Here is a 26,192-nt window from a genome sequence, read left to right on the forward strand (position 1 = left end):
ATATATTATGCTTTATCGTAATACAATGACAGGAGTCATAAATGGAAATTATCGCATTTGTAAACAACAAAGGTGGTGTCGGCAAGACAACTTGCAGCAAGTTAATGGCTGAATATCTCAGCAAAACTAAAAGTCTGCGCACGTTATGTATCGATTTTGACCCGCAGTGTAATTTTTCACACCAATATTTGCATATGGAAATTGATCCTGCTGCACCTGAAGGATTAATGCCGCCCATACACCCGGATTATGATCCTTCCAATCCTGAAGATCAGGATTGGGATGGACGAAGCAGTATTGCTGAAATTTTCTATGGCCAAGGTGTTGTTCCGTACCCAACATATGTACCTAATTTGGACATTGCTCCTGGTCATGCAGAAAAATTACTCGCTGCAGAATCAGTTCGCAGATCCGAAGTGGTGGAAAAAGTTCATAAGCAATTAGCGAGCTTTTTAAATTCTTCGGATGTCCGCGCCGCTTATGACGCAGTCGTGATTGATACCGCACCATCTAAAGGTCCGCTGACAATCAGTGTAATGAAAGCATCCACGCATATTATTATCCCCTCTGTTATGGAAGAACAGCCTGTTCAAGGTATTTATGGCATGTTGCAGTTATGGATGCAAGAATCACTGGCGCGGGAAAAGAATCGACCTCTTCAGCTCGTTGGTATTTTACCTAATATGTTCAAACAGACACGGCTGCATAAAGATATTTTGACCAGTCTGCAAGATAATTCTGCTATCGGAAAATATGTCTTACCGGTAAAATTCTCACAACGAATTGTTTTTGCTGAAGTCGATGCCGCCGATTCTAATCCTCGCTCCATTTTCGACTTTCAAGAACAACACGTAGCAAAAAGCGAAGCCATGGAAGTTTGTAGTTATATAGCAGAGAGGATTTTCGCATGACTAAGAAGAAACGATTTGGTATTTCTGAAGCCTTAACCCGCGGATTAAGTGAGACCATACATGTTGTTGAAAACAACGCCGGCATGTATCGTAACGTTGTACTGCCACTGTCGCGTATTGAGCTGGATCCGGAAAATCCACGTAAACTTGCTATCGATTTAGCCGATGTGAGAGCAGGGATTCGTCCTGATGATCCTTTATATGCCCGCAAACAGGATGAACTGGAAAAACTGAAGGAACTCGCGCATACCATTAAGACCAGCGGAGTGATCAATCCGGTTGTGGTATATAAATTAGGCGAAGTTTACCGCATTGTGGCGGGAGAACGACGTTGTTTGGCATCCATATTGGCTGGCAAGCAGGAAATTGATGCTCGTGTTTTCAATGAAAAGCCTAAGACATTTGAATTAAAGTTGATTCAGTGGATTGAAAATACCGCTCGCGAAGATCTTACATTGGATGAAAGGCTGGGCAATGTACGTGAAATTATTCGTGAGTATAAGAATCAGCAAGGCGAAATAGAGGTGACGGCTACTTTGTTAAAGAATATTACTGGTCTATCACTTTCGCAGACAACTTACTACCTGGCAGCCTTGAATGCACCACTAGATGTTCAAGTTGAAATTCAAAGCGGTAATATTCGCAACCTGGATAAGGCAGCCATTATTGCAGGAATCGCCTCACCAGACATCAGAAAAGAAGCGATCGATGCTTGTATAAATGGTTCGAGTTTAAAAGAAATTCGCAGCATAATAAGCCAGCATAAACTGTTGAAACGGAATAAGAGCACAATACAGGCTTCATCCCGCGGGCGAAGCACATCCCGTATTAACATGGGTACGACATTGAATACAGAGGTAATAAAAACCATTATTGAAAGTGTCACCTCACGGAAAGAATATGATAAGTACATGGAAATTTTTTCGAATGTTAATTGGGCTGACTTGCGGCAAACAACAAAAGCGTTTCGTAAATTAATTGAACTAATGGAACTTGAAATGGCGGTATGACAATGCAGAAGAAAGTAATGACATCAATTAAATTACAAAAAAAGCTTCACCAACGATTACAACAAAGGATTATTGAAGATGGTTATGGAATGCGAGGAAAGAGCAAATGGATTATTGAGTCAATTGAATCTCTTTTAACATTATCAGATTATCCAACCCTGGTGGACATTGCAGAAGATATGGATCAGCTCAGTGACATGGTTAGTATTCGCGTTCCTGAAACCTTAATGGTTCGTATCGAGCAGGCAATTGTACATGTTCGTAAACAATACCCCAAGCTAGAGGGTGTAAAAAGTAATCTGATCAGGGCAAGCATCATGCAACGTCTGCTCAGACAGTCTGCTTCGGTCACCGAAGCTTGATTTAAGTGATTGTTAAATAAGTAAATAATTATAAAATATTTCATTACCAACCTCTCCCATAAACGTCCACCTTTGTAATATGTGACGTTTATGGGATTTCATGTTCCACGTAGAACGAATTCCAATCTCTTCTCTGGTCATAATGAACCTGGCCAAGATTTATGTTCACTTTTCCTATCGTATGCATGCATGTAACTATGGCTTGTATAAATGGGAAGATGTCATTACAGTGAATACGACACCGGCGCGATGTTGCATGGATAGCGGTGCTGACACTGGCTGCGGCATAAAGGTGAAAAACTGTTGAAATGGTATTCAGATAATTGGCGGACACAGTCTGACATATAATGATTTGAATCATTATCTTGAATCAGGATCAAATGCGTGACAGGGATAGTTGCGAGAAATAAAGACAATATTTATTTAATCAGCATATTCATTGCAATCTATGCATTGACATGGATTGCGCAGTCAAATTTGTATTTTAACTGGGATGTAAGCTGGCTTATGGAAGCATCCCGGCGATTACTTGCGGGAGGTTCATATAAAAGTGATTTTTTTGAAAACAACCCTCCGCTGATATTATATCTGTATGTTCCGCCGGTATTACTCACAAAATTTTTCCATTTGAACCTGATGATTTCCTTGAGGGTTTATATTTATATACTTGCGAGCATTTCACTGGTGATTTGCAACGTGTTAGTTCTGAGAATTTTTCAAAGACAAAATGCAGCCCTGCATCATTTTTTTATGGTATGTGTGGCTTTTGTCTTTATGATCTTGCCGCTGTATGAATTTGGGCAGAGAGAACACTTGTTATTGATATTTACATTACCGTATTTGCTGATGATGGCGATACGAGTTCAGGGTGATACATTTCCATCTGGAAATGCATTTCTGTTAGGTGTTTACGCGGGGTTAGGCTTTTTTATCAAGCCGTTTTTTTTAATAACATGGTTTCTAATAGAAGTCTATTATCATGTGAATCAGCGCAGCATCAAGGCTTGGCTGCGGCCGGAAACCCTGGGATTGAGCAGTTTACTTGTTATCTATCTGACAACACTGTTTGTCCGTCATCCGGATTATCTTTACATTGTCATGCCTTATGCTGCGCGCTGGTGTTTTTTGACTAGTGCTTATCCCTGGGCATTGATGCTCTTCAATCAATATATGCTTTTTTGCCTTATTCCAATCATCTTCTTTTTACTGCAATATCGCGCTAATTCACAAAAAGCCTTTAGCGGGATATTAGTGATTGCTCTTGTGGGAGATATCATAGCTTTTCTGGTACAACGCACACCTTGGTATTATCGATTATTCCCCGCTTATGCCATGGCAATTTTGCTGCTGGGCTTATTATTTAGTCTGCGTTTAACAACACCATATACCAAGCGTGATTACATTCTAATGGGCATGCTGGGCAGTCTGACTTTCTTTTTTCTGGTTCATTATTCAGCATCAATATGGACGACGTTGATTTTCAATTCATTGGCGTATTATGTATTTTTTGCAGGTTTATTCATTGGCACAACGTATTTAATCTGTGTAACAAGGCAAAACTACAAAAAATTGTTTATTCTTATATCATTAATATTCATATTGATCATAAATTATTTAATATCGGACTTTATACAGAATACTTTTTTGATGGAACATCGATTTTTTCTGACTACTGCATTGATGGTTTTGTCATTTTATTTTTTGATAATAAGAACTCTGGAACGGCAGTTAGAACACCTGTTGACCCTGGTGGTAGCCATGCTGGTACTCAGTTATCCCAGTTACGCGTTGACTAATTTTTATGCCAAGTTTGTTTTGGTCAAACAGCGGATGGAAAAATTGATTACCTTTCTCAAAGTCAACGCAAGCCATCAGTCTGTTTATTTTTTTACTACAGATATCAAGTATGTCTTTCCTGTCATTCAATACGCCGGTGATACGACGTCATCATCGCGATTTTCACATTTTCTGGGTCTGGGCGGGATTATCAAACAACCTTATATGAGCGTAAAGCAAATTTCGGAGCAGCGGGCGCGAGATAGTCATTTTCTGATCGAGATGGTCGCAGAAGATCTGAGCATCAAAAAGCCGGAATATGTTTTTGTGGACGTTAACCAGAGTAAACTTGGCTTTACCGTATTTCATACGAGGCAAGGCAAGTTGAAAGGGGAACAGATACCATTTGATTATCTGAATTATTTTTTAAGAAATGAACATTTCAGAACAGCCTGGAAACCCTACCGCTATATGACAAGTCTGGAGGGCAGCAAAAGCAATTGGACGGATGCCGATTACCGCTTCCAGGTCTATAAGCGACAGTCGTAAGGATTCTTACATCATGTAGTGCGCGCAGGCATGGTGTGTGTTTCTATTGTGTTGCCATGGGTCCGCCTGGCGGGCTGATGTTGATAAATACATCTTTGCGGCAGATAAACCGGGCCTGAGTGAACATCACACCGTTTTTTTCAGCCGAGAGGGTATAAGGTTCTTCTCGTGGCGGAAGATTATAAAAACCAACCCCTCCATCCCGGGTTGTCAGAGTAAGGCCTTTTGTAAAGGGGTTGGTTTTTCCCTTCAAAGGTCCCTCCTCAAAAATATCAAAATAGAATGGTGTTACATTAACAGATGGTGTTAACGTGATTTTGGCACCAGGCTCGCCCTGCTCGGGATCATCCAGTGTTTTCCCGTATGCCATGACGGTCGTGACCACATGACAACTATTCTTGTCAAAGTCAACGCCAATGATGGTGGAAAGCAGATAATACGTTTCAATGGACGGAATTTGAAATGTGATATTGTCATGAGGCCCGGTCAAGCCGTCGCGCGGAACGATAAATGTACCAGATTGAGTCGTTTTATACCCCCATTTTTCAAATAGCAATGTGATTGGCTTGCCGACGGGATACAGGAATGGCCCGAAGCGTCCATGACTGTCCGTTTTTAATTTCAACCCTGACTCCAGAACAGTGATGGTCGCATCTGATAATTCTGTTCCTAAAATAAAAGATCGCGCAAATCCGGACACAGGCGCGAATTCTTCCGCCGCGGAAGCGGGTGATGAGAGGGTGGATAAAACCACAGCACAAATAGCCAGCCATTTTTGTGTTTTCACTATCAGCATAACCTCATTCCTCCTTGGTTAAGCCTGCCTATTCCGATTTCATAATGGTTGAAAGGGTGGCGGCGGATTGCGGCGACCAATCCCAAATCAACGTGAGGAACAATTGCCTGGTTAAATCGGGTTATTACGCCGAGTTCACGGAAATTCTGATTGACCGGCGAATCGTTGTCACATCCAATGTTTTCATCATTCACGTTAAAAAACATTAAAACATGTTTAAATATAAGATGGCCGCTCGGGAAATTCAACAAACCTGGCTCCACATCTGACTTATTTACTCGGGGATCGGGCCAAGCGTGATGCTGGAATAGGCCACTCCGCAAGTATTGGCAGCGCTGATGGTGGCGAAATATTGTCTGTCATCATTTACCGCGGTGGATGCATCATAAGTCAGTGTGCCGTTGGCAGTCATATTGACGAAGTCGCTGGGGAAAAATTGCGGGTCAGGCGTCACCGAAACGACAGCAAACGTCAGATTGCTGCCGGTGAAGTTATTGGCAAGGTTAATACCTGACAATTCCGTGGTGTTAAAATCAGGCGGCAATGTACTGTTTAGTGCGGTTGGAGCTTCACCATCCTGGCAGCTGACCCTGGAGTCAGCAATGGCCAATACTTGCGGCATGTATACCGCAGGCCTTGATACCCATGAAAGAAAATCTTGTCTTTCAGCTTGCTGAGACAGGGATGACACACCTTTAAAGTCAACATTGTCACGTGCGCTGATATATCTGTCTATCCCGTCAGTATGTGTGTAAGGACTTTCTGAGATTTGTTCCATGAAATAATCGGCACTGATGCCAACGATGTAAGTGCTTGGCAGAGCATTTTTACCCACTGTATAGGCTGTATTGAATCCAAATGCCCATTTGCCGTAAAAAGGCACGTTACCCAGGGTGAAGTTTGCCTGATAATTATTGAATGGCTGACGGATTGCAGCCAGCAGGCGGACCCCAAAGTCATCGGTAATCGCTTGATGGACGCTGACAGTGCCGCCAAACCCTGTTGGATTTTCCGAATCAACGTACTCTGTGTCATAATGAACTTTATCATAATTCAATTCCGCGTTGATTTTAGCGCCGGGCCACGCGCTGAAGCTGACGCCCGGACTCAAACCGCCTGCATTTGATCCTGCAATTCGCTTTAATTCTCTGAACGGCTGCATGATACCATCTGCATTGGTATAAGTTCCCAAGTCGGTACGCAAGGTTTTACTGGGTGCGTGCGACAGATAGGCGCCCAAGGTAAATTGGGGATTGAGCAGGTAATCATTGAAATCATGCTCGTACTCGGCGCCGATAGCTCCCTGATGGACCCACTGGTCGGAATTTCCATCAAAAAAAGCATAGGTAATATCTTGGCGAAGATACTCTGCGGTTAATTTGACGCGTTGATTATAAGTGATTTGCCACCCAAACGTACCGTCTAACCGGTAATTCCTTATGCCCAGCTCGGCTGCGAGCGCATAAGCGGTGGTGTCATTCATATAATTGCTGAACCCAAGCCGCAGTGCGGGCCCGAGAAAAGTCGTGGGATGGTCCGTATTGGGAATCGTTGCGCCGGCTTGATTCAGGTAAGCCAACAGGCTCAAACATGCGAAAGCCATGACCTTGGTTTTTTTCATCCCTATTTCCTCCCTGACTCTTAATAAAAAATACCTTCGTAGATTATGCATAAATCATTTAAAAATCTACTGGACTGTAGCAATATTATCCCGGATTGAAGCGAGCAAGCGATTACCTGGTCAAGAGTCAAAACAAAAGTCGAATGCGTATCGGGTTGGATATATAATCAAGTCGTGCCTATTGGGTTATACATTCCACCAAAAATAACAAGTATTCAGGAATACCAGATGACAGCGAAAATCAAGCCCTTGCTCTTCCCGTTTTTGTTGGTCTTGTACGAAATAGCCACGTATCTCTCGAATGATATGTATTTACCTGCGCTGCCTGACATGATGCGGGAATTGAATTTATCAATGAAACAGGCGCAATGGACATTAACGACCTGGTTTGTTGGTTCTGCCAGTCTGCCGCTTGTCATGGGTGTGATTTCTGACAGATACGGACGCAGGCTGGTATTATTAACAGGCGGTGTCATCTATACATTAGCGACGGTTGTCTGTGCCCTGACCACGAATGCCAATTCTCTATTGGCCGCAAGATTTGTAGAAGGAGCAGCCATACCTTCCATGATGGTGGCAGGGTATGCGTGCATACATGAGCTTTATGAGCAGAAAGAAGCGATCCGAATCCTTGCTTTGATGAGTAGTATCACCGTACTTGCTCCCGCGCTGGGCCCGCTCCTTGGCAGCATCGTCTTATATTTTTCCAGCTGGCGCGGTATCTTCTGGATCATCGCCGCATGGGCCGCTTTGGCGATATTCTTTTTGAACAAGTGGATGCCTGAAACTCATCCTCCTGAAAAACGTCATCCTGTCCATTTCGGGACGCTTTTTAAACAGTACTGGCGAATTTTGACTAACAAGACTTTCATGCTTCTTTTGCTAGTGCTGGGTTTTACATTTATGGGTTTTATTGTCTGGATCACCGCGGGACCGTTGCTGGTAATTGAAAGCTTTCATTATAGCCCGTTAGTGTTTGGACTTATCCAGGCTGAAGTTTTTGCTGCTTATATTTTAGGCAATCACTGGGTCAAGTATTTACTGGAATGGGTGGAGGTAAAATCATTGATACTCGGCGGCTTAGGGATTACATTGTGCGGCGGACTGCTTGCACTGCTTTTTGCGATTGTATTCCCGGATAAGTTGGTTCTATTTGTCATTGCCATGACAATTTATTCTTTCGGCTCGGCATTATGTTTTGCACCGCTTAACCGTTCAATTATCGAAGCGAGTGAGGAGCCCATGGGTGTGCGTGTCGCCTTATTCACCGTGTTATGGACAGGCTTCGCGGTTTTGGGAAGTTTGATTGCCAGTCTGTTTTTTAATGGTGCCATCTTATCAATCGCTTTGCCTGTCGCTGTTGCCATAGTGATTTCGTGCTTGTGTATGGTGGCGGCCATGCTCAGGGGCAGCTGATCAGAAACGGAAAGTCAGACCGGATGACAATCTCGTCTAGACAATAACGAACACAAGTATTTGTTTTTTTGCGCGAGTACCAGCTATCATAGCCTATGAGCGATGAAAGGATTTTAGCATGAGTCATGGTCCATTAAGGATAATTCAGATCAGCGATACCCATTTATTTTCCGATAAGGACAAGGCGTTATTGGGTGTCCAGCCACATAAAAGTCTGGAAGGCGTACTTGAACAATTAAAACAGGATACAGAAAAGTTCGATTTTATCATTCATTCGGGTGATTTATCCCAGGATTATTCCGAGCCTGCTTATGTTCGTGTGGCTGAAATGCTGGGCGTATTTAACGTGCCGATATACTGTGTCCCGGGTAACCATGACGATCCCAAAGTCATGGCGCAAGTTTATCCGCGCGGGCTGATCTCCAATGACCGCCACATCGTCACCAAAAACTGGCAGTTTATATTGCTGGATTCTCATAAACCAGGAGCGGTGGAAGGATTTCTTGCGCATGAACAGTTAAATTATTTACAGCATTGTCTGCACACTTATCCGGAACACCATGCCATTGTTCTGTTTCACCATCAACCAATTCCTGTTGGAAGCCGGTGGCTGGATAATCTCGGCCTCACCAATGCGGATGAGCTATGGAATATCATTTCCCGTTTCCCTAAATTGAAAAACGTGTTGTTTGGCCATGTCCATCAGGAATTTGACAAGGAAGTAAACGGTATACACTGTTACTCGACCCCGTCCACCTGCTTTCAATTCATGAGAAATCAAGATCATTTTGGTCTGGAAAATCTTCCTCCGGGTTATCGCTGGATCAATCTGTATGATGATGGACACATCAAAACAGGAGTAGTGCGTACACCCAAGTACATAGGCGAGTTTGACATTAAAGCCACGGGTTACTAGTGCCGGGTAGCAAACACGCAGGTTTTTTATTCAGCCAGCTCTCTGACTATCCGTGTAGAAGGCCTGACTTTTTTGATTAACAGTACGAGCGGGATCATGCAAATAAAACACCACATGATTACAGCGAATACATTAACGAACGACAGCATTTGTGCCTGGCGAAACAAGAGCTTGCCTAGTAATGCTGATCCCAGAGGATCTGTGGGTTTTAAATGCAATGGCGCGAGGTAGTCATAAACCAGCGGATTGTAAGGCGTGATAAATCCTCCCAACTGATTCCAGAAGAGTTGGGTGCCTCGTGTTGCAATAGTGACGGCAATGGAAATACCAATAGAGCTTCCAATGGTGCGCAACAGACTGAATAATCCGGCGGCTTCTGTTCTTAGGCTGACACTGAGTGTCGAATAAGCAACGGTGGATAGCGGTACAAACACCATTCCAAGTCCAAATCCTTGCAGCAACATGGGGAAGATCAGCCAAAAAGGGCTGATATTGTCTATGGAATAGTAAGTGCCAATGGCCATGCCTATGACGCTGATCAATATCCCGAAGATAATCAGCAAACGAGCATCCATATGGGTAATCAGTCTTCCTACCAGCAGCATGCTGATCATGCCGCTGATCCCGCGCGGAGCCATCATGAGGCCTGTTGTCAACGCAGGATAATCAAGCAAACCTTCCATCATGATGGGTTGTATGACCATCATGCCATATAAGCCCAAACCAAAAATACATAATAAGATACTGGCAACCGCAAAATTCCTGTCCTTGAAAATCTTCAAATCAAACACGCTGCGTGATTTTTCCTGCATGGAATGGAAAAAAAACCCAAGCAACCCCGATGCTGCAAGATACGTGACAATACAGATACTGGTAGAATTAAACCAATCGTCAGAATTTCCGCGATCGAGAACATATTGCAGTCCGCCTATCGCCATGGATATCAGGATGAGCCCTAACCAGTCCATTTCGCGGCGCTTTTTTGGCGTATCAGGAAGAATGTTGGTCAGCAGCAAGGTAAACAAGCCGACTGGCACGTTGACGTAAAATGTCCATCTCCACGTCGTGACATCTGTCAGATATCCGCCCAGCGTTGGACCAAGAATGGGACCGACCATGACGCCGACTCCCCAGATGGCCATGGCCTTGCCGCGCTCATCCGGCGGGAAGATGTCGGCCAGAATGGCTTGAGAAAGGGGGACTAGACCAGCGCCGAACACTCCTTGCAGCAGACGAAAGATCACAATCTCCGCCAGCGTGACAGAAGCGCCACATAAAGCGGATGCCAGGGTGAAACCCGCAATTGAGATAATCAAATAGCGCTTTCTTCCAAGCCTGTCAGAGAGGTATCCGGTCAAGGGCATGAAAATAGCTGAAGAAACCAGATAGCTGGTCAGTGTCCAGGTAATTTCGTCTGACGATGCTCCCAGGGAGCCTTGCATGTGTGGTAACGCGACATTGACTATCGTTGTGTCAATGACTTGCATCAGAGTTGCTGACATGACGACAAAAGTAATTAGCCAGCGGTCCAGCGGTGTAACCTTCTTATAAAGCTCTTCCGTCATGATGAATCCATTTCAGTCAACGTGAGTCAGTATCAGGGTTTTTGATAAAGGTATTGACGCAGATGAACGGTAACGGTTGCTGAACTGCCTATACGCAATGGCAAATTCACATCCGGATTCAGTATCAATACGCGCACAGGAATTCTTTGTGTGACCTTGACCCAGTTCCCGGTCGCATTTTGCGGCGGGAGCAGTGAAAAAGCCGATCCGGTGCCGCCGCTGATACTTTCCACGACGCCATTAAAGGGATGGCCAGGATACAGGTCAGTTACAATAGTCGCTGTCTGACCCGGTTTGATAGCTTCCAATTGTGTTTCCTTGAAATTGGCGTCCACCCAGAATTTATCATCGCTGATCAGGGCAAATAATGCCTGATTAGCGTGTACGATATCACCGCCATTCAGACTGACATTTGTGACCCAGCCTGTTGCGGGAGAGATCACACGCGTATATCTCAGATCCAGATTTGCCTGATCGAGCCTGGCTTTAGACTCTTCAACTTTTGCCTGAGCAGTCTTGTATTCCGATACGGCATTGTCACCTTCTTGTGTCGATACAAATTTTTTCTCCGCCAAAGTCAATACTCTGTTTTTTGTCAGGGTGGCATTGTCCAGCTCCGCATTGCTCAGATTCAATTGTGCCTGGGCAGAGTTGACAGCCAGTTGAAATGGTTCGGGATCGATGTCAAAAAGGGGCTGATCCTTTTTGACATATTGATTATTGTTGATGTAGACCTTGATGACTTTGCCGGAAACCCGCGGGGCAATTTGTATGACATTTGCATTCAGGTAAGCGTCATCGGTGCTGACATAATAATGCCCGTAAATCCAGTAACCCAGCCAAACACCGCCGCTAAGTACGAAAAAAGCAGCGACCATTATTTTCTTAAATCGTTTGGATTTAGTCATGCGGTTGAAAAAAGTCATGGAAAACTCCGATAAGTACTGATATTTATTTTCATGTCCGCCAGAAAAAACTGTAAACAAGTGTAACCAGAATAAACAGGCTGATAGAGGCAAACCAAAAATCGTGCGTGACGCCATAATACCAGACCAGCATGGCGACGCGTACTACTTGTGTGCCGACCAAAGTCAGCAGACCCAATTCGATGATTCCCATAGGGGAAAACGACAAAGCCGTGTGCCAGATCATGGCGATACTGGTGTGATAGTTTTCTGTCTGAAATAATTCTGACTGCAGGCTGTTGCCGCCGTTTTGGTATAGATACATGGAACCGCCGATAATCACCATGCAGCACGCAATCATCATGCCTGCGGTGAGAATGAGCCCCATGATTTCTTCCATTGTCTTATTTGTTTGCATACCCATCCTGTTAGAGAGTTCCGGCGGCCGCTTTGTATAGCATTTGCAGGCCAATAATGCAGATTATTATACTGAACAGCAGGCGCAAGACACGATTATGTAATTTGGGCAGAATTCTGGCGCCAGAAAATGCTCCGGCTATCACTCCCAGCATGACAGGGAATGCGATGGCGGGGTTGATGTACCCGTGCGAAAAATAAATTCCGGCGCTGACAGCGGCTGTGATTCCAATCATGAAATTACTGGTGGTGGTGGCGACCTTATAAGGCAATCGTAGCGCCTGGTCCATGGCCAATACTTTAAGGGTTCCGGAACCGACGCCCAGCAGGCCCGCGATCAGGCCGGCAAATCCCATTATCAACAAGGCAAGAGGAACATTCTGGACATGATAGTTTACCAGTTGTTGTTTTTCAGGATAGGTGCCGTCCAGTTTAAGCGCGACCGCCCAGGGATGCGATTGTGTATATTGTTCATGCTCTTCCCTGCGTTTACTGGTCATATAGGCAGAAAAAAACAGCAGAAAGCTGAACAAGACGGACAGAAAGGTTTTTGAAACCACAGCGATTAACAAGGCGCCTGTGACGGCGCCAATGACTGCCGCGGTTTCAAGAAACATGCCAATGCGTACATTTGTATAACCTTCGCGCAGATATGCGGCGGCGGTGCCCGATGAAGTTGCAATAACAGAAATCAATGATGCTCCCATCGCATAATGAATATTGACATGAAACAGCAGGACCAGAACCGGAATAATAATGACACCTCCTCCCAGTCCGGTTAGTGATCCCACCAGGCCGGCAAGAAATGAAAAGAAAAGAAGTAAGGCAGAAAAAGCAAGGATGGTCAAAGTGTCTCCTATCGGGATGTGTTGTTTTAATAAAAATACTATATTTGCTGGAATAAGCCTACTTATACCTTATAAATTGCCATGATTAAGGTACACTAATAATGATAGAAGAAGGAATGTTTAGGAGTTTTAATATGCGAAACCGAGTAAGGTTGCTGCAATTGCTGATAATCGCTTCGCTTATGTTTCCGGTTCTCGCCCTGTCCGCGTCCTATGGGAAAAAAATCTGCAAAACACCCGGGTTTCATTGTTTGCGTGTTAAGGGAAATCAATCTTGGCGGTCTCTTTTTCCTGATGATCATGACAGGGGTATAGTCATGCGGGTCAACAGGATGAATACACAGATTTATCCTGGTATTACACTGGCTGTTCCTGATAATCTCGCTGAAGCTGATATTATGGATTTTTCACCGTTTCCTCTCAATGTCCCTTCGCCAGGAGAAAAAATTGTCATTGTTGATCCAGCGAGCCATGCCTGGGGTGCGTATGACGCAGAGGGTGTTTTGGTGAGGTGGGGTCCTGCTTCGGCAGGAGCAGATTATTGCCGCGATATTGACAGGGAGTGCCGCACTCATGAGGGTTCATTTCGCGTTTACTCATTGGGAAGCAGTGATTGTTATTCAACCAAGTTTCCACTGCCTGACGGAGGAGCCCCCATGCCTTATTGCATGTATTTTCAGAATGGACAGGCATTGCATGGAGAGCCGAATGGACTGCCAGGTTATAATGCTAGCCATGGATGCGTGCGCATGTATGTGAATGATGCGGAATGGCTGCGGTATGATTTCATTGAAGGCCCTAATTCAGGCAATCATTACCGGGGAACCCGGGTGATAGTGAAAGCATATTGATGGAGAGCGCGCGCACCAGCATAGTTACGTGAGCGCTTCTATTGATTCGGCTGCGAGACAGTTATTTGGCACACATGTTAGCAAACCAGGCGTTCCAGGAATTATTTTTGCAGCACATAAGAACCAGGAGCATCTTCCAAAGGAAGATAGCCTTCCTTTTCACATCCCATTTCGGGGGGGGCAATCTTTTTACCCGATTTTTTCGCCAGCCATTTTTCAAAAGCGGGCCACCATGAACCTTCATACACTTTTGAATTCTGATACCAGCTGTCTGCGTCTATGAATCTGTCATTTTCTTTCAAGGTGGAGATCCGGTAATGCCGTTTGGTGGTTTTGGATGGCAGGCTGACTATGCCGACATTATGTCCTCCGCTGGTCAGCGCGAAAGTAACATCGCTGTTCGTCAAGAGATTGATCTTGAACACGGAATGCCAGGGAGACACATGGTCTCGTTCCGTCGCCACAACAAAAATGGGTATGGAAATATCCGTCAGCGCAATTGGCTTGTTGGCAACAATGAATTTTCCTTCCGCGAGTTCGTTGTGCAAAAATAATCTTCGCAAATATTCGGAGTGCATTTTATAGGGCATGCGCGTTGCGTCAGCATTCCATGACATGAGATCGGTCAATGGCTTGCGCACTCCCAGCATGTAATCATGAATCAGGCGTGACCAGATTAAATCATTTGAGCGCAGAAGCTGAAAAGCGCCCGCCATTTGATGAGTGTCAAGATACCCCTTTTCCTGCATGATGCTTTCCAGAAAAGTGATTTGACTTTCATCGATGAACAAACCCAGTTCGCCTGGCTCTGTGAAATCCGTCTGGGCTGCGAACAAGGTCATGCTTGCCAGCCGGTTATCATTGTCGCGTGCCAGTGTCGCTGCAGCAATGGATGCGAGTGTTCCTCCAAGGCAATAACCGACAAGATGGATTTTCTGTCTGGGCAGAATACATGAAATCACATCCAGCGCAGACATAATGCCAAGGTTGAGATATTCTTCCATGCCAAGGTTACGGTCTTTGCGTTTGGGATTTTTCCATGAAATCATGAAAACGGTGTGACCCTTTTTGACAAGATAATTCACGAGTGAATGCTTGGGCGTGAGATCGAGAATATAATATTTCATAATCCATGCGGGCGTGATTAGCACGGGTTCGGCATAGACTTTATCTGTAACAGGGGAATACTGGATGAGTTCAATCAGTTGATTGCGATAAATCACTTTCCCAGGTGTGGCGGCAATATTATCACCGATCACAAAATTTTCAGATCCGACCGGGGGTTTGTTCGCCAGATTGCGCTCGATGTCTTCAAGAAAATTTTCCAGCCCTTTCAGGAAATTTTCACCATTCTGTTCTATCGCGGCTTGCTGGATTTCAGGGTTGGTCAATACGGAATTGGCGGGCGACAGCATATCCAGGATCTGACGCAAGGTGAAATCAACCACGTCTTCGTGATGGCGGCTTACTCCACGCACTTTCGACGCGGCAACATGCCACCAGTTTTGTACCAGGAGAAACGATTCATAATAGAATGAGTATGGAAATTCCTGCCAGCGCTTCCCTGTAAAGCGTTTGTCCTGGGGCGAGGTAATAATGCAATATTCGCCGCTGGCGTCACCGCTGAGATGGCCCATAAATTGATTAAACAGATGCAACAGGTTGTCCTGATATAACTGATACAGCTCCATCTGCTTGGCGGGATGGATGAGCAAATGAAAATACCAGTCAAAGAACGCAATCATTAACGCTGCCGGAGAAATACCACCGGTGAATTTACTGACAGCGACTTGTAATGATCTGTCTACCGCTTCGGCTTTTTCGTGTTTTTCTTCCCAGTGTGCGTCTAGCATTGCCAATCTCCGGTTTCAGAGATCATTTTAATAGTGTACCTCTTATCGCAGCACAGGGTGTGATTATTTCATCTTCTCCGTCTTTTCCGGTTTTTCCGTAAATTTTTGTGCTTTCTCAACAGCTTTTTCCGTAATTTTAGCAGCGGTCGTACCCCAGAGCTTGGCGATTTCTTCCATGTTTTCCATGGCCAGGTGAGCTATTTTTTGGGTAATATCGATACTGGCGGAAATGTTTTCACTCAAACAATCTTTTTGGAGGTTAAGAAAATCTTCCGGCTTTCGCACACTGCTGAGACGTTTTAGCTGACTGGAAACCCTGTTAAAATTTTCACCAATAATTTCCAGGTTTTGCTCGGCTATGCGTTTGCCGATTTCATTAAGCGTCTTATTCCATTCGCTGACCGGAGCGGTGAAGCTTTTATTTATCTTGAAAAATTGATCAAAACCTTCGTGATACATATTCTGGCCCTCCGATGAATTTAAAAATTGTGCACTGCAACATCCTTATATTTACTTTAGGCGAGAATCGCAATCCTGTCAAATTTGGGAAAGGAACATATATTGTAAGTAATTCTAATTTATAATTATTTTTTCTTACTGCGTGATTTTTTACGCATGGCTTGCTCCGATCCTTTGGGGACGGGTTTCTGCTTTTTCACCAGCTGCTGCAGCAGTTCGGGGTTTGAAAGTAATTGTTGATAAGCCATCCACTGGTGCTGGAAAAATTGTTTTTGATCAAGGAATAAATGCATGGCTTGTTCAAGATACCGGCTAAACAGGTTTTGCGACTTTTCATGGTAGGAACGAATCAAATCTTGAAGGAGGGGCGTGGTGAAGATCGGTGTGGAACTGGTTTCCTGTTCTGTGATGATCTGCAAAAGTGTTCCTTGTGTCAAATCCTTGCTGGTGCGCGCATCGATTACCTGAAAATTGACTCTGTCAAATACCAGCTGTTTTACATCATCCAAGGTGATGTAAACACCCAGCTCGGTATCATAGAGCCTGCGGTTAGGATATTTCTTTATAATGCGTATGTTTGCCACGCGCTGTCCCTCGATATAAGTGACTGCTGCAAGGTATCAAAAGACGGGCACTCGCACAGCCGCGTCAGAAATACCGCCAGACTTTGGTAAGGAAATATCCTGTGCTTGATCTTGTCATGCATAGATTTATGATACTACATCATGTATTGGCCGCCGTTAATGGCAATGTTGGCGCCGGTGATATAACTGTTTCTTTCATCCGCAAGAAAGGACACCACGCGCGCGACTTCTTCCGGCTCCGCGAGTCTCCCCATCGGAATTTGAGCAATAATTTTTTCCCGGATGTCATCTTGTATCGCCATGACCATATCAGTGGCGACATAGCCTGGCGAGATGGTGTTCACAGTAATGTGATGTTTTGCGACTTCTAATGCCAATGCCTTGGTGAATCCGTGGATGCCGGCTTTAGCGGCCGAATAATTGACTTGGCCGAATTGACCCTTTTGTCCGTTTATGGATGATATGTTTATAATGCGTCCATAATTTCGTGCTTTCATTGCGTTGATGACCGCGTGGGTCATATAGAAGACACTACTTAAATCGGTGAGAATGACAAGATCCCATTCTTCCTGGGACATCTTGCAACAGGCGTGATCGCGGGTTATTCCGGCATTATTTACCAAAATATCCACCGCTCCGAGACCGCTTTCGATTTTTGCAATCATTTCTTCGCAGGATTTGAAATTTGTGACATCGGCGTAGGCGATGTCAAAGTCATAACCGGCTTTCTTTTGCTCTGAGTGCCATTCAAGAGCGGCTTCATGTTTACGGCTGTATCCCGCAACCACCCGGTAGCCGTGATCATATAACTCCCTGGAAATGGCATGTCCTATGCCTCCCATTCCACCGGTTACCACAGCTATCCTTTTTGCCATGATTTCTTACTCCTTGCTTGACTCTATTTTCCTTGATGGCTAATCTTGTTGCCAGTCATTTTTTAGGCGCTGGTTGGATCAAGTATAAATACTATCAATATCGTTGGCATCATCTCAACGTTGTCTTGCACACGTCGTTATACCAACGCCGTTGCGTTTGTAACGGGACCCAACTGAATTTTAAATAGAAGGGAGTTCCACTCGTGAAAATTATAGATCATTTCGAAATCCCCTATTATCAATACCTTAACGAAGAAAGCCAGCTGGCGGATGAAGCGCCGGAAGTAGCCAGGGATACTGGAACACTGCAGAAATTGTACAAGCTCATGGTACTGGTCAGAGCGATGGATACCAAAGCCATTGCGTTACAACGCACGGGAAAATTAGGCACTTATCCTTCCACCCGCGGCCAGGAAGCAGTGTTTGTCGGGGTCGGCAATGCTTTGGCCAAGGATGATATCTTTGTTCCGTATTATCGTGATATGGGAACTCTGATTCAGCGTGGCGTAAGATTATCCCAGATTTTGCAGTATTGGGGTGGAGATGAGCGCGGCAATTGTTATGACAGTGAAGATTTTCCCTATAGCGTGCCCATTGGCAGCCAAACCCTGCATGCAGCAGGAGCTGCCTATGCTGTGAAATTTCGCAAGGAAAATCGGGCTGTGCTTTCTTTGTTTGGAGATGGCGCGACATCTCAGGGCGATTTCTATGAAGCCATTAATGTGGCCGGCGCCTGGAAGCTGCCTATTGTATTTGTGGTTTGTAACAATCAATGGGCGATTTCAGTTCCACGGGAGGTGCAGACAGCGGCCCATACAATTGCACAAAAAGCGATCGCAGCCGGATTTTCAGGTGAACAAGTCGATGGCAATGACATTATTGCGGTCCAACATAGGACTGTTGAAGCATTGAAGAGCGCTAGAGAGAGAGGTGAACCACGGTTACTGGAAATGGTCTGCTATCGCCAGCACGATCATACTACTGCAGATGATGCCAGTCGTTATGAGCCAAAATCATTGCGTGAGCAGGAATGGAAGAAGGAGCCTGTCGCGCGCTTGCGCCGTTATCTTGAACAACTAAAAGCATGGTCGGAACAGCAGGAAGAAATGCTGCAGGCTGAATGCGCCGCTGAAGTGGACAAGGCTGTCAATGAATATCTTTCAGTCACGCCACAGCCTCTTGCATCCATGTTTGATTACCTTTATGCCCGTTTACCGGAAGCTTACGCCGCGCAACGCGAGATGTTAAAAGATTTGGAGAATGTCGTTCATGGCTGAAATTACTTTAGTAGAAGCAGTGAATCAGGCACTTGCATATGAAATGGAAGCAAATCCTGATGTGATTGTCATGGGCGAGGATGTCGCAAAAAATGGCGGCGTGTTTCGCGCGACGGTTGGTTTGCTTGACAAGTTTGGAGCTGAACGGGTGCTCGATACTCCGCTTGCGGAATCCATGATCGCGGGTCTTGCTGTGGGCATGGCGGCACGCGGGTTGAAACCTGTTGCTGAATTCCAGTTTATGGGCTTTATCTATCCTGCGCTTGACGAAATTATCAACCATGCTTCGCGCATGCGTAATCGTACTCGGGGACGATTGACTTGCCCGGTGGTGTTTCGCACGCCTTTTGGAGCCGGTATTCATGCGCCTGAGCATCATTCCGAAAGTACAGAGGCGTATTTTGCGCATACACCTGGCCTGCGGGTGGTGGTGCCTTCATCGCCCGCGCGTGCCTATGGTCTGCTGCTTGCCGCCATACGCGATCCGGACCCGGTGATATTTCTGGAACCGTCAAGGCTTTACCGTTTTGCAAAACAAGAAGTAAAAAATGACGGCAAGGCATTGCCGCTAGATGTGTGTTTTACGCTGCGTGTCGGTGAAGACGTCACCCTCGTGACCTGGGGCGCCATGGTAAAAGAAACGCTTGCTGCGGCAAATTCTCTGCAGCAATCCGGCGTTAGCGCAGAAGTGATCGATGTGGCAACCATCAAGCCATTGGATATGAATACGATACTTGCTTCGGTTGAAAAAACCGGACGCTGCGTGGTGGTGCATGAAGCGCCGCTGACCTGCGGGGTGGGCGCGGAAATTATGGCGCAACTGGCCGAAAAGGCATTGTTTTCACTGAAGGCACCGCCAGAACGCGTCGCCGGATTTGATACCATCGTGCCTTATGCAAAACTCGAAAAATATTATATTCCGAGTGAACAACGAATTATTGACGCGGTTTCGCGTCTTATGGAGTATGCATGAAAATTTTTCATTTACCCGATTTAGGCGAAGGTCTTGCTGAAGCGGAAATTCGTGAATGGTATGTCAAGGCCGGTGATGTGGTAAAAGTGGATCAGCCGCTGGTTTCAATGGAAACGGCAAAAGCGGTAGTAGATGTTCCATCACCTTACGCTGGCAAGATCAGCCAGCTGCATGGCAAAGTCAATGAAATCATCAAAACTGGTGCGCCATTGATTACTTACGAAGTGGATGAAGCCACCGCTGACAAGGGTAGCGTGGTTGGAAAACTGGAGACCAGTGAAAAGAAATGGGATGACGGTGATGTGATCATTGGCGCTGCACAAACCAGGCCGCAGGCAGTCAAAGCCATGCCGGCGGCGAGAGTGCTTGCGCAACAGCTGCGTGTGGACTTGAATCAGGTCACACCCACCGGGCCTCAGGGTCTGATTACCGCGGATGATGTTAAAAAGTTTCTTGAAGCCAAACCACAAACAGCCCAGCTTGAGGGAGCAACCGAAGCTTTGCGTGGAGTGCGCAGAGTGATGGCGCAAACGATGGCACAATCCCATCGCGAAGTGGTTCCGGTGACGATTGTGGAAGATGTGGATCTTACCGGCATGTTACCCAAGACGGATATCACGGTGAGAATTATTAAAGCGATGGTGGCGGCGGCGGCAGCGGAACCGGCGCTAAATGCGTGGTTTGATGGCAAATCTCTGGAACGCAAGGTATTCAAGGAAGTTCATATAGGTCTTGCGGTAGATTCGGTGGAAGGATTATTCGTCCCGGTCATCAAAAATGCGGAATCGCGCGCGGATGATGAATTACGAAAACTGATCAATGAATACAAGCAATCCGTCAGCACACGTACAATCGCTCAAAAAGATTTGCAAGGTGCAACCATGACTTTGTCAAATTTTGGCATGATCGCCGGGCGCTATGCCACGCCCATCATCGTGCCTCCGGCCGTCGCGATTCTGGGTTGCGGGCGCAGCAGGGAAGTCGCAATCCCTAGGAATGGACAAATAGTGATAGGCAAGATCATGCCTTTATCACTGACGTTTGACCATAGGGCGGTCACTGGCGGAGAAGCAACACGATTTCTTGATGCGGTCATCAGGCATTTGCAAGCCTAAAACGATTCATCAGCCGTTTCATTTCTAAGAATGCGCGGCTGATTTTTGTATCAGCACAATGAACGCTCCCCAAGCATCATCTGTTTAAGCTGGCTTTATTTGCTCCCCGTTGAAGAGGGTCCCGCGCTTGTTGAATTTCCGTTCGCTGGCTGTGAGCCTGCGGGAATGGATTGAGCGGGCACAGAGATGTTCGCACCCGGATTGACTGTGCTATTGCCTTGCTGAGTCCAAATATTCATTTGATACTGAATAAGATCATTCATTCCATTAAAAATATTCATGAATGAATTTTGTATATTTTTCTGTTCTTTCTGCATTGTATTCATGAAGGTTTTTAACTGCTCATCGGTGAGACCTTTTGGCGCGCCATTTTGGATTATTTGATAATTCTTGGGCTGGGCTCCGCTGGAAAGCATATCTTGTTTTAAGGTGAAGGAATTGGTTGTGCCCTTGGCATTTTTGATGTCAATGACTTTAACCCAGCCAACGTTACCATTGCGAGGGTCTGCTGCCTTTATCCATTCGCCGTTACTGGAAGTCATAATGGGAATAATTCCTGTCGACATGTCAGCACTGCCGATAAGCTTGGCGGATGACGCAGGTTGATCATATAAATTAACGGGTTGCGAGAACGCAAGCGATGAAAAAACACCGGCCGCGATTGTCATGCCTATGGAAGCGATGGCCAGACGCAGCAGGGCATGTTTCATAAAATCCTCCTCTATTCAACAACTTTTACTGTTGGCCATTGGCGGCGTGTTTTCTCTCAATAACGTCCTGTTTATGGTTGCCCTTTATATTCATTCACTTGCATATCATGCACCGCGTGAATGTTGTATGATGTAATGAAAGGGCAGGATCTCTATAAGAATTATATATGATTGACACGAAGCCTGCTCGCGCGTGTAAGCTGCGTAATCATGGAAAAATGAAACATCCGGGGTGTGTGACAAGGTTGTTTTTTCAAGGCAGGGACTCATGAATAAAAACATTCTAACATTATCGCTGGTTTGTATCCTGGCTTTTGTCGCAGCTAGCCTTTTCATTACGGTCGATCCTTTCAATCTGCGTATTTCGACCCAAACAAAAGTTTATCTGTATTTTATTTCAAGCAGTGTCTTTATGCTGTTTTTAATAATATTGCTGCGGCAAGCCAAGAAAACGGGACATAAACTGTCTCGGTTTTCATTCCAGAAGAAGGAAATTGAAACAAGACTGCATGAAGAGCAGCGCCGCTTTCAGGCTGTGTTTGAGTATGGAAATACCTGTATTGCCATGCTGAGTATTGAAGGGCGTTTTTTGAGAGTCAACAAGGCGTTTTGTGATCTTCTTGGTTATGAACAAGATGATGTGCATGCAATGAATTTTTATTATCTGGTTAATCAGAACGAGTTGAATAACCTGCAAATCAATATGCAGCACCTGATGGATGACACGTTGTCAGTATATCAGGGTGAACTTGAATGTTATAAAAAAAATGGAGAAACAGTCTGGATCAAGGCGACACTGGCACTGATCCGGGATTATGACGAAAATCCTAAATATTATATATTGCAGGCTGAAAATATCACACAGCAAAAAAACTCGGAAGACAGGCTGCGTCACATGGCATATCATGATCCATTAACCAGCCTGGCCAACCGAAACAAACTCGAACAATATATCAATCACTTGCTTGCCACCGCCAGCCGTCAACAACACTGTTTCGCTTTGTTGTTTCTGGACCTGGACGGATTTAAAAACATTAATGACACCATCGGGCATGAGGCAGGCGACACATTGTTGCAGGTTATCGCGGAAAGATTGCGAAATACGGTCAGAAATACTGACATGGTGGCGCGATTGGGCGGTGATGAATTTGTTGTGCTTGTCACGGATGTGAAGATAACCGACTCGGTCGCCATGATTGCAAAAAAAATTCTAGACAGTATTTTACAAGGCATCATTATCAAAGGTCAGGATATCTATATAACTACCAGTATCGGCATCAGTATTTATCCCTATGACGGTCTCAGCCTTCCCTCACTAATGAAATGCGCAGATCTTGCCCTGTATCGGGCAAAGGAGCATGGAAGAAACAACTATCAGTTTTACACACAGGAAATGACAACCAAAGCTAAAGAAAAAATGGATATCAAAAGTGCCCTGAATCAGGCGCTCGCTAAACAGGAATTTTATTTGCTCTTTCAACCTGAAATGAATATCCAGACCGGACAGATCACCAGTGTTGAAGCATTATTACGCTGGAAGAACGAGCAATACAGCGGTATCAGGCCGGATGAAATCATTGCGCTTGCTGAAGAATCAGGGTTAATCATTCCTGTAAGTGAATGGATACTAAAATCAGCATGTGAGCAATTAAAAAAATGGCATGATCAGGGATGCCGCGCACTCTCCATGGCGGTGAATTGTACGGCCAGGCAATTCAAGCAAACGACTTTCATTGAAAATATTTATTCGATCATAAATGAAATCAAGATACCTCCAGAATCACTTGAAATCGAAGTGACTGAAAGCATGATCATGAAAGACCCTGACAATACGCTCAGGATTCTTGATAGTCTGAAGTCAAAAGGCGTGAAGATTGTGATTGATGATTTTGGCACTGGCTATTGGTCTATCGGCAATCTTAGGAAGCTGTCCGTTGACAAGATCAAGATAGACAGAACTTTCATTCAGCATATTATGAATGACAAGACCACTGCTGAGATTACCAGCGCCATCATCGCCATGGTGAACAAACTGGGCATGACGTCTGTTGCTGAAGGAGTGGAAACGCGTCAGCAATATGAATTTCTACTACGGGAAAAATGTTGCGAAATACAGGGATTTTACCTCTCGCGCCCCGTATCTGCGGAAGAGATATCCAAACTGCTGCAGTACGGGGTTTCCATTGAAGAAAGGGAAACCGCGGCGGATTCGGAAGCGCGAACGACTTCGTGAGCACGCAATATGCCGCACGATGCATGCGGTTTAAAGGCACTAAAACAGGAAGCGGCTTGATCTCACATCGTTTCCAGATACTTCTTTCTGAGTATCCTGCGCATGATTTTATTAGATGCGGTTTTGGGCAGTTCTGTTGTGAGCACGATGTCATGAATTTTGAACAAGGGATTTAAATGCAAGTTGATTTTTTTTTGCATTTCTTTCATGACATCTTGTTTATTCAAAGCGGCAGCAGTGGACGCATAGATAATTAACAAATTTGGCCCATTGTTGGCGGGCGGGATAGCGATGGCTGCAACCTCGAGAATGTCAGGCAAACCAGCCAGTGTTCGTTCTATTTCCGCGGCACTGGTTTTGATGCCGCCCAGTTTCATCGTATCATCCACACGACCCAAAATGCTGTAGAAACCACCCGGAAGTTGTTTAATCTGATCGCCATGACGCCGCAACATTTCGCCGTTGGCGGACTTGGGCATGTGTTCAAAATAAACCTGATAATGGTCAGCGTTAAGCAATTGCGTTGACAGACCGATTGAGGGAGGAATGATGGCAACCTCGCCAGTGGATGCAGGCTGGCCATTTTCATCGATAATAGCAAAATTCATTCCCATGGCGGGAGTGGTGAATAAAGAAGGGTAGTTCATTTGGATAACCGTGCTGGATATATAGGCTCCCCCAATTTCAGTACCTCCGCAATATTCAATAACAGGTTTGTAACCGGCGAGAAACATTAAATAAAACATGTCTTCGGCGTTGGAGCATTCCCCTGTAGAGCTGAATACTTTGATGGTGTGCCAGTCCAGATTTTCCATGCATCCTGATTGCCGCCAGGTTGCAACCAAGGTGGGAACAACTCCAAGCATGTTGACCCGAGCATGTTGAATGAATTCGCCGAATGCACGGTCTTTTGGCGCCCCGGAATAGAGTGCTATGGCGGCGTGGTTGATGAGGGCTGCAAAGATAAGCCAGGGACCCATCATCCAGCCTAGGTTGGTCGGCCAGGCCATGACATCACCGGCTTGGATATTCTGGTGAAAAAATGCGTCACTGGCTGCTTTAATGGGTGTGGTGTGGTTCCAGATGATGGCTTTGGGACTGCCGGTTGTGCCAGAGGAAAATAAAATATTGCATGGTGACATGGGCAGACAGGATTCGGGTGTAAATATGTCAGAATCGACAAGAAAAGACTCCCATGACTTGTCAGACTCATGCAAAGCAAGCGTGACACGCGACTCACAGGGTGTGACTATAATTCTAAAACTCTGCATGTCGTTTTGCTCAACCGGGAGGGAACGGCAATGGCTGACTTTCTCATATAATGGAAAGTATTTTTCTCCCCAGTGGGTGAAATCCTGGGTAAAGATGGCCTTGGCATGCGCGATTTTCAGGCGGATGGCGATTTCTTCCGATGAAAAACTATCCGCGATAGAAACGACAACGCCACCCATTTTGATAATACCAAGATAAATCGCGACAGCGTAATGATTCATCGGCATGGCAATACCGATAGCATCGCCAGGATTGATTCCGGATTGGATAAGGCTGTTCGCGACTCGGTTTGAAAGCCGGTCCAATTCATCATAAGACAGTTTGATGAGATTCTTGTGGCTATCTTCATAGATAATGGCGGTTGCGGAACCAGGCGCTGTAAAACAACTGTTTATGATGTTCATGCGTGATCCAGGAAACCAGACGGGGAATTCCTTTCCCTGACTCAGATCACAAATGTTATCCGGTGCTTTATCAAACACAATCCCCAATTTTTTAACGATGCGGCTCCAGAAATTCTGGTATTGACTGACAGTCCAGGCATGAAACGCATTAATATCATCCATTCCCAGATCAGACATGAATTTGGTAAGATTTGCCGAAGCGATTGATTCAGCAGCGGGAACCCACGCTGGAGCGGATTCAGGCCGGGATTCCCGGTCCGGAAAGAGGCTGTTATACACAAGCAGGTGAATGTCAAACGCATATTGGTCTGATATTAGATCTCTAGATATGGCAGACCAGGCTTGTTCGGGAGTAGCGCATCGGGAGAATATGTTTTGCATCTGATTCAGGAACCGGAGGGAAGCTTCCCTATCCAGGCCTTTTTCCATAAGCTGATCCATCGTGACGGCAGGTTTCATGGCTTGTTCTCTGCTTTAACAGATTATCAATTCGA

General features: G+C 45.3%; 23 protein-coding genes. 11 read left to right on the plus strand and 12 right to left on the minus strand.

All coding sequences use genetic code 11. The annotated features are described in order from the left end of the window. The first annotated feature begins 41 nt into the window (after nt 1-41). The 4 genes from AQULUS_RS11185 to AQULUS_RS11200 all read left to right on the plus strand — a co-directional run bounded on the left by AQULUS_RS11185 (nt 42) and on the right by AQULUS_RS11200 (nt 4,608). Nucleotides 42-911: a ParA family protein gene (locus AQULUS_RS11185; RefSeq protein ID WP_232051915.1), complete on the plus strand. Its 870-nt coding sequence runs from the start codon at nt 42-44 to the stop codon at nt 909-911. Then, nucleotides 908-1,921, plus strand: a complete 1,014-nt coding sequence (locus tag AQULUS_RS11190) for a ParB/RepB/Spo0J family partition protein (protein ID WP_148340356.1) — start codon at nt 908-910, stop codon at nt 1,919-1,921. Before AQULUS_RS11185 ends, AQULUS_RS11190 begins: the two co-directional genes overlap by 4 nt. Nucleotides 1,922-1,923: 2 nt before the next feature. After that, nucleotides 1,924-2,283 (plus strand): hypothetical protein, encoded by a 360-nt coding sequence (locus AQULUS_RS11195; RefSeq protein WP_148340357.1) that lies wholly within the window; start codon nt 1,924-1,926, stop codon nt 2,281-2,283. A gap of 384 nt (nt 2,284-2,667) precedes the next feature. Beyond that, nucleotides 2,668-4,608, plus strand: a complete 1,941-nt coding sequence (locus tag AQULUS_RS11200) for a hypothetical protein (RefSeq protein ID WP_148340358.1) — start codon at nt 2,668-2,670, stop codon at nt 4,606-4,608. A gap of 43 nt (nt 4,609-4,651) precedes the next feature. Here AQULUS_RS11200 and AQULUS_RS11205 read toward each other — a convergent pair whose 3' ends face one another. Next, nucleotides 4,652-5,404, minus strand: a complete 753-nt coding sequence (locus tag AQULUS_RS11205; protein WP_148340359.1) for a carboxypeptidase regulatory-like domain-containing protein — start codon at nt 5,402-5,404, stop codon at nt 4,652-4,654. A gap of 274 nt (nt 5,405-5,678) precedes the next feature. Further along, complete coding sequence (locus AQULUS_RS11210; protein ID WP_148340360.1) at nt 5,679-7,025, minus strand: TonB-dependent receptor; 1,347 nt, start codon at nt 7,023-7,025, stop codon at nt 5,679-5,681. Nucleotides 7,026-7,253: 228 nt separating this feature from the next. On the opposite strand from AQULUS_RS11210, the gene AQULUS_RS11215 reads away from it, so the two are divergent. Both AQULUS_RS11215 and cpdA read left to right on the plus strand, forming a co-directional pair. Continuing rightward, complete coding sequence (locus tag AQULUS_RS11215; protein WP_148340361.1) at nt 7,254-8,441, plus strand: multidrug effflux MFS transporter; 1,188 nt, start codon at nt 7,254-7,256, stop codon at nt 8,439-8,441. A 118-nt stretch (nt 8,442-8,559) separates the two neighbouring features. Further along, entirely contained in the window at nt 8,560-9,357 is a 798-nt protein-coding gene (gene cpdA, locus AQULUS_RS11220; protein ID WP_148340362.1) for a 3',5'-cyclic-AMP phosphodiesterase, read from the plus strand. Nucleotides 9,358-9,383: 26 nt separating this feature from the next. Here cpdA and AQULUS_RS11225 read toward each other — a convergent pair whose 3' ends face one another. Genes AQULUS_RS11225 through AQULUS_RS11240 form a run of 4 tightly spaced genes read right to left on the minus strand, consistent with a single transcriptional unit; the run spans nt 9,384 to nt 13,092 of the window. After that, nucleotides 9,384-10,922, minus strand: a complete 1,539-nt coding sequence (locus AQULUS_RS11225; RefSeq protein ID WP_148340363.1) for a DHA2 family efflux MFS transporter permease subunit — start codon at nt 10,920-10,922, stop codon at nt 9,384-9,386. Between the two features lie 32 nt (nt 10,923-10,954). Beyond that, nucleotides 10,955-11,848: an HlyD family secretion protein gene (locus tag AQULUS_RS11230; protein ID WP_148340364.1), complete on the minus strand. Its 894-nt coding sequence runs from the start codon at nt 11,846-11,848 to the stop codon at nt 10,955-10,957. Between the two features lie 31 nt (nt 11,849-11,879). After that, nucleotides 11,880-12,245, minus strand: a complete 366-nt coding sequence (locus tag AQULUS_RS11235) for a DUF1634 domain-containing protein (protein ID WP_172622854.1) — start codon at nt 12,243-12,245, stop codon at nt 11,880-11,882. Between the two features lie 10 nt (nt 12,246-12,255). After that, the gene (locus AQULUS_RS11240) at nt 12,256-13,092 is read right to left on the minus strand and encodes a sulfite exporter TauE/SafE family protein (protein WP_148340366.1); all 837 of its coding nucleotides are present in this window, start codon (nt 13,090-13,092) and stop codon (nt 12,256-12,258) included. A gap of 134 nt (nt 13,093-13,226) precedes the next feature. Between AQULUS_RS11240 and AQULUS_RS11245 the strand changes: the two genes are divergently transcribed. Next, complete coding sequence (locus AQULUS_RS11245) at nt 13,227-13,943, plus strand: L,D-transpeptidase (protein WP_232051916.1); 717 nt, start codon at nt 13,227-13,229, stop codon at nt 13,941-13,943. A gap of 101 nt (nt 13,944-14,044) precedes the next feature. On the opposite strand, the gene AQULUS_RS11250 is transcribed toward AQULUS_RS11245, so the two are convergent. The 4 genes from AQULUS_RS11250 to phbB all read right to left on the minus strand — a co-directional run bounded on the left by AQULUS_RS11250 (nt 14,045) and on the right by phbB (nt 17,714). Beyond that, nucleotides 14,045-15,796 carry a PHA/PHB synthase family protein gene (locus AQULUS_RS11250; protein WP_148340367.1) on the minus strand — a complete coding sequence of 584 codons (1,752 nt, stop codon included), beginning with the start codon at nt 15,794-15,796 and terminating at the stop codon, nt 14,045-14,047. Between the two features lie 63 nt (nt 15,797-15,859). Further along, the gene (locus AQULUS_RS11255; RefSeq protein WP_148340368.1) at nt 15,860-16,255 is read right to left on the minus strand and encodes a phasin family protein; all 396 of its coding nucleotides are present in this window, start codon (nt 16,253-16,255) and stop codon (nt 15,860-15,862) included. A gap of 125 nt (nt 16,256-16,380) precedes the next feature. Then, a complete protein-coding gene (gene phaR, locus AQULUS_RS11260; RefSeq protein ID WP_172622855.1) occupies nt 16,381-16,839 on the minus strand; it encodes a polyhydroxyalkanoate synthesis repressor PhaR in 459 nt (152 codons plus the stop codon). A gap of 134 nt (nt 16,840-16,973) precedes the next feature. Then, nucleotides 16,974-17,714: an acetoacetyl-CoA reductase gene (phbB, locus tag AQULUS_RS11265; RefSeq protein ID WP_148340370.1), complete on the minus strand. Its 741-nt coding sequence runs from the start codon at nt 17,712-17,714 to the stop codon at nt 16,974-16,976. A gap of 203 nt (nt 17,715-17,917) precedes the next feature. On the opposite strand from phbB, the gene pdhA reads away from it, so the two are divergent. From pdhA to AQULUS_RS11280, 3 genes are read left to right on the plus strand one after another with little or no spacing between them, the layout of a single operon-like run. After that, complete coding sequence (pdhA, locus tag AQULUS_RS11270) at nt 17,918-18,991, plus strand: pyruvate dehydrogenase (acetyl-transferring) E1 component subunit alpha (protein ID WP_148340371.1); 1,074 nt, start codon at nt 17,918-17,920, stop codon at nt 18,989-18,991. Continuing rightward, nucleotides 18,984-19,964, plus strand: a complete 981-nt coding sequence (locus tag AQULUS_RS11275) for an alpha-ketoacid dehydrogenase subunit beta (RefSeq protein WP_148340372.1) — start codon at nt 18,984-18,986, stop codon at nt 19,962-19,964. Before pdhA ends, AQULUS_RS11275 begins: the two co-directional genes overlap by 8 nt. Beyond that, complete coding sequence (locus AQULUS_RS11280; RefSeq protein WP_148340373.1) at nt 19,961-21,079, plus strand: dihydrolipoamide acetyltransferase family protein; 1,119 nt, start codon at nt 19,961-19,963, stop codon at nt 21,077-21,079. Before AQULUS_RS11275 ends, AQULUS_RS11280 begins: the two co-directional genes overlap by 4 nt. Before the next feature lie 95 nt (nt 21,080-21,174). Here the strand turns inward: AQULUS_RS11280 and AQULUS_RS11285 are convergent, their stop codons facing one another. Then, nucleotides 21,175-21,789 (minus strand): hypothetical protein, encoded by a 615-nt coding sequence (locus AQULUS_RS11285; RefSeq protein ID WP_148340374.1) that lies wholly within the window; start codon nt 21,787-21,789, stop codon nt 21,175-21,177. Nucleotides 21,790-22,057: 268 nt separating this feature from the next. Between AQULUS_RS11285 and AQULUS_RS11290 the strand changes: the two genes are divergently transcribed. Further along, a complete protein-coding gene (locus AQULUS_RS11290; RefSeq protein ID WP_148340375.1) occupies nt 22,058-24,022 on the plus strand; it encodes a putative bifunctional diguanylate cyclase/phosphodiesterase in 1,965 nt (654 codons plus the stop codon). Between the two features lie 62 nt (nt 24,023-24,084). Here AQULUS_RS11290 and AQULUS_RS11295 read toward each other — a convergent pair whose 3' ends face one another. After that, nucleotides 24,085-26,157, minus strand: coding sequence for an AMP-binding protein (locus AQULUS_RS11295; RefSeq protein ID WP_148340376.1), 2,073 nt, complete (start codon nt 26,155-26,157; stop codon nt 24,085-24,087). Nucleotides 26,158-26,192 lie beyond the last annotated feature (35 nt).

It is taken from the genome of Aquicella siphonis, from assembly GCF_902459485.1.
GTDB classification, from domain to species: domain Bacteria; phylum Pseudomonadota; class Gammaproteobacteria; order DSM-16500; family DSM-16500; genus Aquicella; species Aquicella siphonis.

Excerpts from the sequence above, each read along its gene's own strand:
- AQULUS_RS11235 (WP_172622854.1), bottom strand. The coding sequence starts at position 12,245 with ATGCAAACAAATAAGACAATGGAAGAAATCATGGGGCTCATTCTCACC.
- AQULUS_RS11275 (WP_148340372.1), top strand. The coding sequence starts at position 18,984 with ATGGCTGAAATTACTTTAGTAGAAGCAGTGAATCAGGCACTTGCATAT.
- AQULUS_RS11285 (WP_148340374.1), bottom strand. The coding sequence starts at position 21,789 with ATGAAACATGCCCTGCTGCGTCTGGCCATCGCTTCCATAGGCATGACA.
- AQULUS_RS11185 (WP_232051915.1), top strand. The coding sequence starts at position 42 with ATGGAAATTATCGCATTTGTAAACAACAAAGGTGGTGTCGGCAAGACA.
- AQULUS_RS11295 (WP_148340376.1), bottom strand. The coding sequence starts at position 26,157 with ATGAAACCTGCCGTCACGATGGATCAGCTTATGGAAAAAGGCCTGGAT.
- AQULUS_RS11215 (WP_148340361.1), top strand. The coding sequence starts at position 7,254 with ATGACAGCGAAAATCAAGCCCTTGCTCTTCCCGTTTTTGTTGGTCTTG.
- AQULUS_RS11190 (WP_148340356.1), top strand. The coding sequence starts at position 908 with ATGACTAAGAAGAAACGATTTGGTATTTCTGAAGCCTTAACCCGCGGA.
- AQULUS_RS11245 (WP_232051916.1), top strand. The coding sequence starts at position 13,227 with ATGCGAAACCGAGTAAGGTTGCTGCAATTGCTGATAATCGCTTCGCTT.
- AQULUS_RS11210 (WP_148340360.1), bottom strand. The coding sequence starts at position 7,025 with ATGAAAAAAACCAAGGTCATGGCTTTCGCATGTTTGAGCCTGTTGGCT.
- AQULUS_RS11205 (WP_148340359.1), bottom strand. The coding sequence starts at position 5,404 with ATGCTGATAGTGAAAACACAAAAATGGCTGGCTATTTGTGCTGTGGTT.
- AQULUS_RS11225 (WP_148340363.1), bottom strand. The coding sequence starts at position 10,922 with ATGACGGAAGAGCTTTATAAGAAGGTTACACCGCTGGACCGCTGGCTA.
- AQULUS_RS11250 (WP_148340367.1), bottom strand. The coding sequence starts at position 15,796 with ATGCTAGACGCACACTGGGAAGAAAAACACGAAAAAGCCGAAGCGGTA.
- cpdA (WP_148340362.1), top strand. The coding sequence starts at position 8,560 with ATGAGTCATGGTCCATTAAGGATAATTCAGATCAGCGATACCCATTTA.
- AQULUS_RS11290 (WP_148340375.1), top strand. The coding sequence starts at position 22,058 with ATGAATAAAAACATTCTAACATTATCGCTGGTTTGTATCCTGGCTTTT.
- phbB (WP_148340370.1), bottom strand. The coding sequence starts at position 17,714 with ATGGCAAAAAGGATAGCTGTGGTAACCGGTGGAATGGGAGGCATAGGA.
- AQULUS_RS11195 (WP_148340357.1), top strand. The coding sequence starts at position 1,924 with ATGCAGAAGAAAGTAATGACATCAATTAAATTACAAAAAAAGCTTCAC.
- AQULUS_RS11280 (WP_148340373.1), top strand. The coding sequence starts at position 19,961 with ATGAAAATTTTTCATTTACCCGATTTAGGCGAAGGTCTTGCTGAAGCG.
- AQULUS_RS11230 (WP_148340364.1), bottom strand. The coding sequence starts at position 11,848 with ATGACTTTTTTCAACCGCATGACTAAATCCAAACGATTTAAGAAAATA.
- AQULUS_RS11255 (WP_148340368.1), bottom strand. The coding sequence starts at position 16,255 with ATGTATCACGAAGGTTTTGATCAATTTTTCAAGATAAATAAAAGCTTC.